General features: G+C 67.5%; 7 protein-coding genes. All 7 read left to right on the forward strand.

Features of this window, described 5'->3' with window-relative positions; translation table 11 throughout:
• The first annotated feature begins 106 nt into the window (after positions 1-106).
• The 7 genes from uxuA to ACYVKQ_RS10860 all read left to right on the forward strand — a co-directional run bounded on the left by uxuA (position 107) and on the right by ACYVKQ_RS10860 (position 14,075).
• Positions 107-1,372: a mannonate dehydratase gene (uxuA, locus tag ACYVKQ_RS10830; protein ID WP_460578177.1), complete on the forward strand. Its 1,266-nt coding sequence runs from the start codon at positions 107-109 to the stop codon at positions 1,370-1,372.
• Between the two features lie 100 nt (positions 1,373-1,472).
• Positions 1,473-3,593, forward strand: a complete 2,121-nt coding sequence (locus ACYVKQ_RS10835; RefSeq protein ID WP_460578178.1) for an alpha-glucuronidase family glycosyl hydrolase — start codon at positions 1,473-1,475, stop codon at positions 3,591-3,593.
• A 38-nt stretch (positions 3,594-3,631) separates the two neighbouring features.
• Positions 3,632-4,468 (forward strand): SDR family NAD(P)-dependent oxidoreductase, encoded by an 837-nt coding sequence (locus tag ACYVKQ_RS10840; RefSeq protein ID WP_460578179.1) that lies wholly within the window; start codon positions 3,632-3,634, stop codon positions 4,466-4,468.
• A 61-nt stretch (positions 4,469-4,529) separates the two neighbouring features.
• Positions 4,530-7,682 carry a SusC/RagA family TonB-linked outer membrane protein gene (locus tag ACYVKQ_RS10845; RefSeq protein WP_460578180.1) on the forward strand — a complete coding sequence of 1,051 codons (3,153 nt, stop codon included), beginning with the start codon at positions 4,530-4,532 and terminating at the stop codon, positions 7,680-7,682.
• Between the two features lie 47 nt (positions 7,683-7,729).
• A complete protein-coding gene (locus ACYVKQ_RS10850; RefSeq protein ID WP_460578181.1) occupies positions 7,730-9,484 on the forward strand; it encodes a RagB/SusD family nutrient uptake outer membrane protein in 1,755 nt (584 codons plus the stop codon).
• Positions 9,485-9,565: 81 nt separating this feature from the next.
• Entirely contained in the window at positions 9,566-11,521 is a 1,956-nt protein-coding gene (locus ACYVKQ_RS10855; RefSeq protein WP_460578182.1) for a sialate O-acetylesterase family protein, read from the forward strand.
• Positions 11,522-11,870: 349 nt separating this feature from the next.
• Positions 11,871-14,075, forward strand: a complete 2,205-nt coding sequence (locus ACYVKQ_RS10860; protein WP_460578183.1) for a beta-D-xylosidase — start codon at positions 11,871-11,873, stop codon at positions 14,073-14,075.
• The last annotated feature ends 72 nt before the right edge of the window (positions 14,076-14,147 follow it).

The following is a 14,147-nucleotide window of genomic DNA, read 5'->3' on the forward strand; positions in this document are numbered from 1 at the left end:
CTTCGAACAGAAGTCAGCACTCACCCACCCCCGCAACGCTTCCCGTTGAGTTGCGGTAGTAAGATGGGTAGGTGGCTAGGTAATTGTATTTTTTCAAAGCACGCGTATGCTTCCCACCATGCGCTGGTTCGGTCCGTCCGATCCGGTTTCCCTATTTGCGCTGCGCCAGGCTGGCTGCACGGGGGTCGTCACGGCTCTGCACCAGATTCCGGTAGGAGAGGTGTGGCCGGTGGAAGCCATCCAGGCCCGGCAGCAGCTCATCGAGGCTGACAATAGTGAGTACTCACCGCTGCACTGGCTGGTAGTGGAAAGCCTGCCGGTGCACGAAGCCATCAAGAAAGGCTTGCCCGCCCGCGAGCAGTACATCCGGCACTACCAGCAAAGCCTGCGCCACCTGGCGGCCTGCGGCATCCGCACGGTGTGCTACAACTTCATGCCGGTGCTCGACTGGTCGCGCACCAACCTGAGCTTCGAGATGCCCGACGGCTCGCGCGCCCTGCGCTTCGTGTGGCAGGACTTCGCCGTGTTCGACCTGTGCATCCTGCGCCGGCCCGGCGCCGCGGCCGATTACGAGCCGCAGGTCATTGCCGCGGCCCGCGACCAGTACGCCCGCATGAGCGACGCGGAGCGCCAGCAACTCACCAACACGGTGCTGCTGGGCCTGCCCGGCTCGGAGGAAGCGTTTGAGCTGGCGGGCTTTCAGCAGCTGCTCGACCAGTACGCCGCCATCGACGCCGACGCGCTGCGCCAGAACCTGCACTACTTCATTCAGCAGGTGGGGCCGGTGGCCGCCGAAGTGGGCGTAAACCTTTGCATTCACCCCGACGACCCGCCCTACCCGCTGCTGGGCCTGCCCCGCGTGGTGAGCACCGAAGCCGACCTGACGGCCCTGATGGCCGCTTACGACCACCCCAGCAACGGCATCACCTACTGCACCGGCTCCTTGGGCGTGCGCCCCGACAACGACCTGCCGGGCATTGTGCGCCGGCTGGGGCACCGCATCCACTTTGTGCATTTGCGCGCCACCAAGCGCGAGCAGAACCCGCGCAACTTCCACGAGGCCGACCACCTCGCCGGCGACGTGGACATGTACGCCGTGGTGCGCGAGCTGGTGCTGCAGGAGCAGCGCCGCCACCGCAAGGGCTTCGGGCAGCCCCAACTGCCCATGCGCCCCGACCACGGCCACCAGATGCTCGACGACCTGCAAAAGAAAGCCTACCCCGGCTACTCCGCCATCGGGCGCCTGCGCGGCCTGGCCGAGCTGCGCGGCCTGGAGCTGGGCATCCGCCGCTCCCTCGACATCGACGCGGCGCCCACCGCGCCGGCCGATGCGGCCGTGGCCGCCCACGCCGCGGCCCGGCTGCTGAACTAAGCTCCCCCGAACTGTTGCGCCCGCGCCGCTGCGCGGAACTCCCGCCGGCCTGGTGCCGGCGCCCTGCCTCCGCTTTCCCTCCCCGCATTCCCACACCCTTATGTTCCTGCGTACCAGCCTGCTCTTGCTGTGCCTATTCGTCAGCGCCGCCACCCGCGGCGTGGCCGACGACGGCTACCGGCTGTGGCTGAAGTACGACCTGATTCAGGAGGCCGGGCAACGCAAGCAATACCAGCAGGCGGCGCAGTTTATCAGCGCCGCGGGGCAGTCGGCCACGCTAAAGGTGGCGGCCGAAGAGCTGCAAACCGGCCTGAGCGGCCTGCTGGGCCGGGCAGTGCCCGTGCTGGCCGACGCCAAAGGCAAAAAGGGCGGCATCATCCTGAAAGTAGACGCCGCCGCGGCCGACAACGCCGGGCTGGGGGAGGAGGGCTACCGCATCTACTCCGAGAAAAACAACCTCGTCATCACCGGCCGCCGCGACGTGGCCGTGCTCTACGGCGCCTTTGCCCTGCTGCGGCAGGTGCAGACGCGGCAGCCGCTCGACGGGCTGAAAATCAGCAGCGTGCCGAAGATTCAGCGCCGCCTGCTCAACCACTGGGACAACCCCAACGGCACGGTGGAGCGCGGCTACGCGGGCTCTTCCATCTGGAAGTGGTACGAGCTGCCGGAGGTGGTGGACCCGCGCTACCGCGACTACGCCCGCGCCAATGCCTCGGTGGGCATCAACGGGGCCGTGCTCAACAACGTCAACGCTTCGCCGCGCCTGCTCACGGCCGAGTACCTGCACAAAGTAGCCGCCGTGGCCGGCGTGCTGCGGCCTTACGGCATCCGGGTGTATTTGTCGGTGTTCTGGGCCGCGCCCAAGGTCATCGGCGGGCTGCCCACTTCCGATCCGCTCGACCCCAAGGTGCAGCAGTGGTGGAAGGCCAAAACCGACGAGATTTACCGGATCATCCCCGACTTCGGCGGCTTCCTGGTGAAGGCCAACTCGGAAGGGGAGCCGGGCCCGCAGGACTACGGCCGCAACCACGCCGACGGCGCCAACATGCTGGCCTCCGCCCTGCAGGGCCACGACGGGCTGGTGATGTGGCGGGCCTTCGTGTACAAAGCCGATCCGAAAGGCGACCGGTTCAAGGCGGCCTCGGAGGAGTTTCTGCCCCTGGACGGCAAGTTTGCGCCGAAAGTGCTGGTGCAGGTCAAGAACGGGCCGATTGACTTTCAGGCCCGCGAGCCGTTTCACCCGCTGTTCGGCAGCATGCCGCGCACCCCGCTGATGCTGGAGGTGCAGCTCACGCAGGAGTACCTGGGCTTTGCTACCCACGCCGTGTACCTGGCCCCGCTCATCAAGGAGTGCCTCGACGCGGACACCTACGCCAAGGGCCAGGGCTCGACGGTGGCCCGCGTGGTCGACGGCTCGGTGGACCGGCACGCGGTAAGCGGCATGGCGGGCGTGGCCAACATCGGCGCCGACCGCAACTGGACCGGCCACCCCGTCGGGCAGGCCAACTGGTACGCCTACGGCCGCCTGGCCTGGGACCACACGCTTGACTCCAAGGCCATTGCCGAGGAATGGGCCCGGCAGACGCTGACCGCTGAGCCCGCCGCCGTGCAGACCATTGCCGGCCTGCTGCAGCAGACGCGCAGCATCTACGTGCGCTACACCACGCCGCTGGGCCTGCACCACATCATGGGCGAAAGCATCCATTACGGCCCGCAGCCCTGGCTGGAGCGCAGCGCCCGCCCCGACTGGACGTCCATCTACTACCACCGCGCCGACTCCGTGGGCCTGGGCTTCGACCGCACGGCCCGGGGAAGCAACGCGCTGGCCTTGTACAAGCCCGAAGTGCAACAATTGTGGGGCAATGCGCAAACGATTGCGCCGGACTACCTGCTGTGGTTTCATCACGTGCCCTGGCGCCAGCGGCTGAGCACCGGCCGCACCCTTTGGGACGAGCTGTGCACCCGCTACTACACCGGCGCCGACTCGGTGCGGTGGCTACAGCAACAGTGGGCGCAGGTGCAGCCGCAGGTAGATGCCGCCCTGCACGCCGACGTGGCCGCCCGCCTGCAGACCCAGCACAAGGAAGCCCTCTGGTGGCGCGACGCGTGCGTGCTCTACTTCCAGACCTGGGCGCGGCGGCCCATTCCGGCGCCGTTTGCCCCGCCCGCCCGCAGCCTGGCCGACGTCAAGCGCCTCGTGGAGCTCTACCAGCTGCGCTAACCTCCTTCCCGGAATTCATCACCCTTTACCGCTTACGCATGGAGAACTTTGTTGAACTCATCAGCCCGAACGGACGGCCCGAGCAGGAAGGCCCGCGACCGGCCGGCCACCCGACGCACCAGCAGGTGTTTTCGCTGGAAGGCCGGCTGGCGCTGGTGACCGGGGGCGGCAGCGGCATCGGGCTGGAAATAGCGCGGTGCATGGTGCAGGCCGGCGCAACGGTGGTCATCACCGGCCGCCGGGAGGCCGTGCTCCTGGACGCCAAAAAAGCCCTGGGCGAACGGGCAGAATACCTCGTCAACGACATCTGCGACCTGCCTTCCCTCGACGGGTTGGTGGCGCACATCGAGGCCACGTACGGACCCATCGACGTGCTGGTGAACAACGCCGGCATCAACATGAAAAAGCCCGCGCTGCAGGTCACCGACGAGGAATTCACGCGCATCATCCACACCAACCTGAACGCGGTGTTTTCGCTGACGCGGGCCTGCGCCCAGCGCATGGTGGCGCGGCGCCGCGGCGTCATCCTCATGATTTCTTCGATGGCGGCCTACTACGGCATCGACCGCGTGGTGGCCTACGCGGCCTCGAAGTCGGCCGTGGAGGGCATGGTGAAGGTGCTGGCCTCGGAGTTTTCGGGCGACAACGTGCGCGTCAACGCCATTGCGCCGGGCTTCATCGAAACGGAGATGAGCCGCACGGCCATGAACTCCGACCCGGACCGCAAAAGCCGCGCCTTGCGCCGCACGCCCATGGGCTCCTTCGGCAAGCCCGAGGACATCGGCCACGCGGCCGTGTTCCTCTCCTCCGACGCGGCCCGCTACATCACCGGCGTCTCGCTGCCCGTCGACGGCGGCAACTCCATCGGCTTCTAGCGCGCTGCGGCCGCCCAAGCCCAAACCGATCTACCTTTCCACAATTCCCACTCTCACTTCCATGTCTACACCTTTACGCAGAACGGCGCTGCTGCTAAGCTGGCCGCTGCTTTCGGCGGCCGCCTTGCCGCTGACCCTGGCCGTGGCGCCGCAGAGCGCCCAGGCCCAAACGACTCAAAACGTGTCGGGGCGCGTGACGGCGGCCGACGGCTCGGGGCTGCCCGGCGTGAGCGTGGTGGTGGCCGGCACCTCGCAGGGCACCACCACCAACTCCGAAGGCGTCTACAACCTGCAGGGCGTACCGGGCGGGGCCACGCTCACCTACTCTTTCGTGGGCTACGCCTCGCAGCGCGTGGCGGTAGGGGGCCGCAGCACCGTCGACGTGCGGCTGCTGGAGGACGTGCAGAACATCAACGAAGTGGTGGTGGTGGGCTACGGTACGCAGCGGAAAAGCCAGGTGACGGGGGCTATTTCCTCGGTGGACGAAAAGGCGCTGCGCGACGTGCCGGTGGCCAACATCGGGCAGGCCCTGCAGGGCCGCGCGGCGGGCGTGAACATCTCCAGCGCCAGCTCTTCGCCGGGCCAGAACCCGGTCATCCGCATCCGCGGCAACCGCTCCTTCGCCGGCTCCAACGACCCGCTGCTGGTGGTGGACGGCGTGCCCTACGACGGCAACCTGAACGACCTGAACCCGGACGACATCACCTCGCTGGAGGTGCTCAAGGACGCTTCCTCGACGGCCATTTACGGGGCCCGCGGCGCCAACGGCGTCATCCTGATTACGACCAAGCGCGGCAAGGCGGGCGCCCCGCGCGCCACCTACAACGCCTATTACGGCACGAAGCGCGCGTACGGCCTCTTCGACCTGCAAGACGGGCAGGAGTACTACAACTTCCGCCGGCAGGCCTACCTGGCCAACGGCATTGCCAACCCGGACAACACGCCGGGCTTCCTGAACCAGAGCGAGCGGGAGAACCTGGCCGCCGGCCGCACCACCGACTACCAGGACCTGCTGTTCCAGAACGGCCACATCCAGAACCACTCGCTGGGGGTGTCGGGCGGCACGGAGCAGACGCAGTACTCGGCCTCGCTCGGCTACTACGACGAAACCGGCATCGTGCCGGTGCAGCGCCTGCAGCGCTACTCGCTGCGCGCCACCTTGGACCAGCAGATCGGCAAGCGCGTCAAGATCGGCCTGAACACGCTCAACAGCTACACCGACCAGGACGACCCGACGCTGAACATCATCAACGGCATCCTGACGGGCAGCCCGCTGGCCTCGCCCTACGACGCGAACGGCATTCCGCTGCTTTTTCCGAACGATGACACGGCCCTGGGCAACCCGCTGGCCTTCTACACTCCCGACGCGCACCTGGACAAGCGCCGCCGCCTGCGCACGTTCAACAGCCTGTACGGGCAGGTTAACATCCTGAAAGGGCTGGACTACCGCCTCAACATCGGCCTGGACGGGCGCTCGGAGAACAACGACTCGTACTTCGCCTCGCAGACCCCGGCCCGCGGCGGCGGACAGAACGCGGCCTCCCGCTCGCAGAACCTGGCCTTCAACCTGCTGGCCGAAAACATCCTGACTTACAACCGCACCTTCGCCGATAAGCACGACCTGAACCTGACGGCCCTCTACAGCGCCCAGGAATACCGGGCGGAGGGCTTCGGGGCCGGCTCGCAAAACCTGCCCACCAACTACCAGCTCAACAACAACCTCGGCGCGGGCACGCCCACGGCCCCGAACAGCTACCAGAGCCAGTTCGACATCATTTCGTACATGGGCCGCGTCAACTACTCGTTCGACAACCGCTACTCCCTGACCGGTACGGTGCGCGTCGATGGTTCCTCGCGCTTGGCTCCGGGCAACAAGTACAAGGCTTTTCCCTCGGCGGCCGTGGCCTGGAACCTGGCCAACGAAAGCTTCCTGCGCGACCGGGGCTGGGTTAGCGCCCTGAAGCTGCGCGCCAGCCTGGGCCGGGTGGGCAGCACCGCCGTCAACCCCTACCAGACGCTGGGTTCCCTGCAGTCGGCGCTGGGCAACGGCTACTACAACTCCGGCGGCACGGGCCTGATCGGGGTGGTGCCGGCCACCATTCCGAACCCGAACCTGGGCTGGGAATACACCACCACCACCAACTTCGGCCTGGACTTCGGCTTCTTTGACAACCGGGTGGCCGGCTCGGTGGAGGTGTACCAGCAGCGCACCTCCGACCTGCTGCTGCCCGACGCGCTGCCGACCGCCAGCGGCTACAGCGCCTTCACGCGCAACATCGGCCAGACGCAGAACCGCGGCCTGGAAATCAGCCTGACCACGGTGAACGTGCGCACGGCGAGCGGCTTTGAGTGGAGCACCGACTGGAACTTCACGGTGAACCGCGAAAAGGTGCTCGACCTGGGCCTGGGCAACGACGAAAACGGCAACCCCAAGAGCGACATCGGCAACCAGCGCTTCATCGGCCAGCCGCTGTACGTGATTTACGACTACAAGAAAAGCGGCATCTGGCAGACCAACGAAGCCGCCGACGCGGCCCGCTACAATTCCCGAGTCGGCCAGATCAAGATTCAGGACACCAACAACAACGGCACCATCGACCCGGGCGACCGGCAAATCATCGGCTCGCGCCAGCCCAAGTTTGAGGCCGGCATGACCCAGCGCCTGCGCTTCAAGGGCTTCGACCTGACCGCCGTGGGCCTGACGCGCGTGGGGGCCACCATCGTCGATCCGCTGCTGTTCGGCAACTCCTACTTCACCACCTTCGAAGGCCGCCGCAACCAGATCAACCTCGACTACTGGACGCCCCAGAACCCGACCAACGCCTTCCCGCAGCCCCGCCAAGGCAACGGCGACTTCCCGCCCTACAGCCAGACGCTGGCCTACGTGAGCGGCACGTTCATCAAGGTGCGCAGCATCGACCTGGGCTACTCGCTGCCCGCCAGCTGGGCCGAGAAAGTGCGCGTGAGCAACGCCCGCCTCTACGTGCAGGTGCAGAACCCGCTGATCTGGTCGCCGCTGGAATTCTACCAGAAAAACAAAGCCATTGACGTCGACGCGCTGTCCTACTCCACGCGCTTCTCCGCCTCGGGCCCCAGCGGCATTGCCTTCGCCGAGGGCGACCTGAACGGCAACGTGAACAGCACTACTGCCGGCCGCGGCGTGAACTACCCCGCCACCCGCGCCTTTATCGTGGGCCTGAACCTGGGCTTCTAATTCCTCTCCCTCAACTTTCCCGGGGCGCCCGACGCCCGCATTCGACGATGAAAAAAGTATTGTTAACTGGTTCGGCACTGGCGCTGCTCATGGCCGTGGCCGGCTGCGACAAGGACCTGCTGGACGAAAACCCGCGCTCCATCCTGGTGCCCTCGTTCCTGGGCACTCCCGAGGGCGTGCAGGCCGGCCTGACGGGCGTGTACTCGGGCCTGCGCAACGTGTACGGCAACGAAGAAGCCGAATACATGGCCGTGCAGGGCACCGACGAGTGGATGCGCGGCTTTGCCGCCACCCAGGGCTACGAGGACTACAGCCAGGCGCTGCTGAACTCGCAGAACTCGGCCGTGACCAACCAGTGGGCCATCATCTACCGCTACATCAACGGGGCCAACGGCGTGATTCAGTACGCCGGCACCGTGCAAGGGCTGCCCCCGGCCACCATCAGCCAGGTGGTGGGGCAGGCCAAGCTGCTGCGCGCCAATTTCTACTTCATGCTGGTGCAGTACTTCGGCGACGTGCCCCTGATGCTCAGCTTCGTGGACGCGCCTACCAAGGACATCACGCGCGCCCCGAAGGCGGACGTGTACAACGCCATCATCGCGGACCTGACCGACGCGCTCAACAGCCTGCCCGACCGCACCACCGGCTACGCGGCCACCGGCACCGGCCGCGTGACCCGCGCCACGGCCCTGCATCTGCTGGCCAAGGTGCACCTGACGCGCGCCACCTCCACCGCCCGCCAGGGCGACGACTACGCCAAGGCCAAGCAGTACGCGGAGGACCTGATTAACAACCGGGCCCGCTACGGCGTCGACCTGGAAGCCGACGTGGCCGACGTGTTCCGCGAAGGCAACGAAAACGGCAAGGAAGTGCTGATGAACGTGCAGTTCAACACCGACCCCACCTTTACCGGTCAGGACCCGTTCTCGCCCACCGGCGCCAACCAGACGAACTTCTTTTTCCGCAGCCGCTACGACCTGCTGCCCAACATGGCGCGCGACATTCCGAACGGCCGCCCCTACGGCCGCTTCTGCCCCACGCCCTTCCTGCTCGACTCCTATATCCTGCCGGGCGAAACGGGCCGCAGCCTGCGCAGCACCGATACGCGCTACAGCAAGTGGTTTACCACCGTGTACCGCGTGAATTCGACTGGCCCCGGCGCCGCCAACGGCGGCCGCGCCAACGCCGTGCTCGGCGATACCGCCGCTTGGTACACCGGCCGGCCGCTCGCGGCAGCCGAAAAGAGCCGCATTGCGGCCCGCCCCAACGGACCGTTTACCGTCATCGAGCCCGCCGGTTACAGCAACCTGTTCTCGCCGGTGATGAACAAGTTCGACGACGTGACGCGCACGGCCGTGAACAACCCCTCCGACCGTCCGCTGATCGTGTACCGCTTCGCCGAAACCTACCTCATTGCGGCCGAAGCCAACATGTACCTGGGCAACACCGGCCCGGCCGTGAGCCAAATCAACACGCTGCGCGAGCGGGCCGGGGCCGTGGGCCGCAAAACGCAGATGGACATCACCGCTTCGCAGCTCAACATCGACTTCATCCTCGACGAGCGGGCCCGCGAGCTGTGCGGCGAACAGATGCGCTACTTCGACCTGGTGCGTACCAACAAACTGGTGGAGCGCGTGCGCGCCAAGGTGCCCCCGAGCAGCAGCGTGACGACGGCTCCCGCAGGGCCCTACGGCTCCGATGCCGCCCGCAACATCAAGGACTTCCACGTGCTGCGCCCGATTCCGCAAACCGAAATCGACCGCACCGGCGGTAAAATCATTCAGAACCCGGGCTACAACTAAGCGGTAAGCCGGCGGCGGCTTCAACACCGGCGCCGGCTTCGCCGTGCCGTTATCCGCTCTTTTCCACTCTCTAAATCCACCATGAAACTACCCTTGCCGCTGCTCTTTACCGCCGCGGGCCTGCCCTTGCTGATGGCTCCGGCCACTGAGGCCGCCGTGCGCCTGCCCCGCCTCATCGGCGACGGCATGGTGCTGCAACGCGGCGTGCCGGTGCCGGTGTGGGGCTGGGCCGACAAGGGCGAGGCCGTGGCGGTGAGCTTCCAGGGCAAAACCTACCGCGCCACCGCCGGCCCCGATGGCCGCTGGCGCGTGCAGCTGCCCGCCCTCAAAGCCGGCGGCCCTTACGAGATGACGCTCAAGGGGAGCAACCAGCTCACCGTGCGCGACATCCTGGTGGGCGACGTGTGGCTGTGCTCGGGCCAGTCGAACATGGAGCTGCCGATGGCGCGCGTGCGGGACAAGTACCCCGACGTGGTGGCCCAGGCCACCAACCCGCAGATCCGCCAGTTTGACGCGCCCACGCGCTACGCCGTGCGGGGGCCGCAGCGCGACTTGCCGTCGGGGCGCTGGACGGCCGCCGACCCCCGGTCGGTGCTGCAGTTTACGGCCGTGGGCTACTTCTTCGCCCGCGAGCTGTACGCCCGGTACAAGGTGCCCATCGGGCTGATCCGGGCGGCCGTGGGCGGCTCGCCGGCCGAGTCGTGGCTGAGTGCCGACGCGCTGAAGGCTTTTCCGGCCTACCAGCAGCGCGCCACGCAGCTCCAGGACAGCGCCACGCAGGTGGCCGCCGTGCAGCAGCAGGAGCAGGCGGCCAGCAACGCCTGGTACCGCCGCCTGCGCGAGCAGGACCGGGGCTTCGCCAAAGGCCAGGCCCCGTGGACCGCACCCGGCTACGACGCGTCGGGCTGGAAAATCATGAACATTCCGGGCTACTGGGCCGATCAGGGCCTGGGCGCCGTCAACGGGGTGGTGTGGTTTCGCCGGGAAATCGACGTGCCGGCCGCCATGGTGGGGCAGCCCGCCCGGCTGGAGCTGGGCACCATCGTGGATGCCGACTCGGTGTACCTGAACGGGCAGTTCGTGGGCACGACGTCGTACCAGTACCCGCCGCGCAAGTACAACCTGCCGGCCACGGCCCTCAAGCCGGGCAAGAACGTGCTGGTGGTGCGCGTCATCAACAGCGCGGGCCGCGGCGGCTTCACGCCCGACAAAACCTACGAGCTGCAGGCCGCCGGGCAGCGGCTGGATTTGCGCGGGGCCTGGCAGTACCAGCTTGGCACCACGGCCGCGCCGCTGGCCGCGCCCACGTTTTTTCAGTGGCAGCCCGGCGTGCTCTACAACGGCATGGTGGCGCCCATCGCGCCCTACGCCGTAAAGGGCGTCATCTGGTACCAGGGCGAATCGAACGCCTCGCGGCAGCCCCGGGAGTACCTGCCGCTGTTCTCGGCGCTGATTGGCGACTGGCGCCGGGCCTGGCAGCAGCCCCAAATGCCCTTCCTCTACGTGCAGCTGGCCAACTTCATGCAGGCCAAGGACCAGCCCGTGGAAAGTAGCTGGGCCGAGCTGCGCGAGGCCCAGCGCCGCACGCTGAACGCCGTGCCGCACACCGGCATGGCCGTGGCCATCGACGCGGGCGAGTGGAACGACATTCACCCGCTCGATAAGGAAACCGTGGGCCACCGCCTGGCCCTGCAGGCCCAGCGCGAAGCCTACGGCGAAACCAGCGTGGTGGCCTCCGGGCCGCTGTACCAAAGCATGAAAATCACCGGCAACAAGGCCACGCTGTCCTTCCGCAACGTGGGAGGGGGGCTCGTGGCCAAAGGCGACGGAGCGCTGAAGCACTTCGCCGTGGCCGGTCCCGATCAGCAGTGGGTGTGGGCCCAGGCCCGCATCGAAGGCGACAACGTGGTGGTCTGGAGCGAGCAAGTGGCCACGCCCGTGGCCGTGCGCTACGCCTGGGCCGACAATCCGCAGGGCGCCAACCTCTACAACAAGGCGGGGCTGCCGGCCTCGCCCTTTCGCACCGATTCCCAGTAATCCGCCTGGAGGCTCCGCTTGCCGCGGCCGCCTCCGCCAGTATCCGGTCCGTGAGGGGGCCGGCGAGCGGCCGACCCATCCGGGCTACCCGGTTCGGCACACGCGTGGGAACGTGTGCCGGACGCACAGCCGGCGCGTTGGCGCCGGGCCAAGGGGAGTGTGCAGTCGGGCCACCGCTGAGGTGGCCCCGACGGGAGCCCGGATGAGGCCGCTCAACAGCAGGGCCTGAGAGACCCGTGCTGGCAGGCGGCAGCCTTCGCCCGCAGCCGTGGAGCTGCCGGGCGAAGGCTGCCGGCCTTGCCTGCGCGGCCGCCCGCCGCTTACCCCGACGAACTTTTTGCCCGCATCCATGACCACCAAGAGCCTACTGAGCGCTGTCCTGCTGCTGAGCCTCCACGCGGGGGCTCGCGCCCAAGCCCCCCAAACGGCGGCCCCGCTCTACCTCGACCCCCGCCAGCCGCTGAACCTGCGCGTGCAGGACCTGATGGCCAAGCTGACGCTGGAGGAAAAGGCCAGCCAAATGATGGATTACAGCGCGGCCATTCCGCGCCTGAACATACCGACCTACAACTGGTGGAACGAGGCCCTACACGGCGTGGGCCGCTCGGGCGCGGCCACGGTGTTTCCGCAGGCCATTGCCCTCGGCGCCACCTTCGATGAAGACCTGGCCCTGCGCATGTCCTCGGCCATTGCCGACGAGGCCCGCGCCATGTACAACGCGGCCGTGGCCAAAGACTACCGGCTGAAATACGGCGGGCTGTCGTTCTGGACGCCCAACGTGAACATCTTCCGCGACCCGCGCTGGGGCCGCGGGCAGGAAACCTACGGCGAAGACCCGTTCCTGACCTCGCGCATCGGCGTGGCCTTCGTGAAGGGGCTGCAGGGCAACGACCCGCGCTACCTGAAGGTGGCGGCCTGCGCCAAGCACTACGCCGTGCACAGCGGCCCCGAAAAGCTGCGCCACGAGTTCAACGCCGTGGCCTCGCCCCAGGACCTGCGCGAAACCTACCTGCCCGCCTTCCAGGCGCTGGTGCAGGAGGCCGGCGTGGAGGCCGTGATGTGCGCCTACAATGCTACCAACGGCGAGCCGTGCTGCTCCAATAAGTTTCTGCTGCAGGACGTGCTGCGCAAGGAGTGGGGCTTCCGCGGCCACGTGGTGACGGACTGCGGCGCGCTGGAAGACTACTTTTCGGCCTCGGGTCACCACGTAGCCAAAAACGCCGCCGAGGCCTCGGCCATGGCGGTGAAAAGCGGCGTGAGCCTGAACTGCGGCACCGAGTACCGCAACCTGGCCGAGGCCGTCAAGCAGGGCCTCGTCACGGAAGCCCAGGTCGACAGCGCGCTGGCCATTCTGCTGCGCACCCGCTTCAAGCTGGGCCTCTTCGACCCCAAAGGCGCTTCGCCCTACGACAACATTCCGGTCTCGGTGGTCAACAGCGACGCGCACCGCGCGCTGGCCCGCGAGGTGGCGCACAAATCGGTGGTGCTGCTGAAAAACAACGGCGCGCTGCCGCTGCGCAACGACCTGGCCAAGTACTACGTGTGCGGCCCGAACGCGACGAGCGTGGACGCGCTCATCGGCAACTACTACGGCGTGAACCCGCGCATGACCACCATCCTAGAAGGGCTGGTGGGCGCCATCGAGCCGGGCAGCCAGATGCAGTATAAGCCCGGCATCCTGCTGGACCGGCCCAACGTGAACCCCGCCGACTGGACCACGGGCGACGCCAAAAAGTCGGACGCGACCATCGTGGTGCTCGGCATCACCGGGCAGATCGAAGGGGAGGAAGGCGAGTCCATTGCCTCGGCCCACGCCGGCGACCGGCTCGACTACAACCTGCCCCAGAACCAGATTGATTTCCTGCGCAAGCTGCGCCAGGGCAACACCCGGCCCATCGTGGCGGTAATTACCGGCGGCTCGCCCATGAACCTGCAGGAAGTGCACGAGCTGGCCGACGCCGTGCTGCTGGCCTGGTACCCCGGCGAGGAAGGCGGCCACGCGGTGGCCGACATCGTGTTCGGCAAGGTGTCGCCCTCGGGCAAGCTGCCGATAACCTTCCCCAAGTCGCTGGACCAGCTGCCGGCCTACGACGCCTACGGCATGCAGGGCCGTACCTACCGCTACCAGGCCGCCGAGCCCATGTACCCCTTCGGCTACGGCCTGAGCTACGCCACCTTCGCCTACTCGGGCCTGAAGCTGCCCAACAAAGCGGCCAAGAACCGGCCCGTGGAGGTGCAGGCCACCGTGACCAACACCGGCAAGGTGGCGGGCGAGGAAGTGGTGCAGCTGTACCTGACGCACACCGCGCCCAAAGGCAGCCAGACGCCGCTCTACACGCTGAAAAGCTTCCGCCGCGTGCAGCTCGCCCCGGGCGCCAGCCAGACGGTGAAGTTCACGCTCACGCCCCAACAGCTGGCCCGCATCGACGCGCAGGGGCGGGCCGTGGCGCCCGGCGGCCCGGTGACGGTGTCGGTGGGCGGCTCGTTGCCCTCGGCCCGGAGCCAGCAGCTGGGCCTCGGGCCAGCCGCCACGGCCCGGCTGACGGTGCGCTAGCCCGGCCTGGCCACTAAGCAGCAATTCTTCGCGCTTTCCGGTACCTATTTCCAATTACCCGGGCCCTGCGCG

It is taken from the genome of Hymenobacter coalescens (assembly GCF_054783195.1).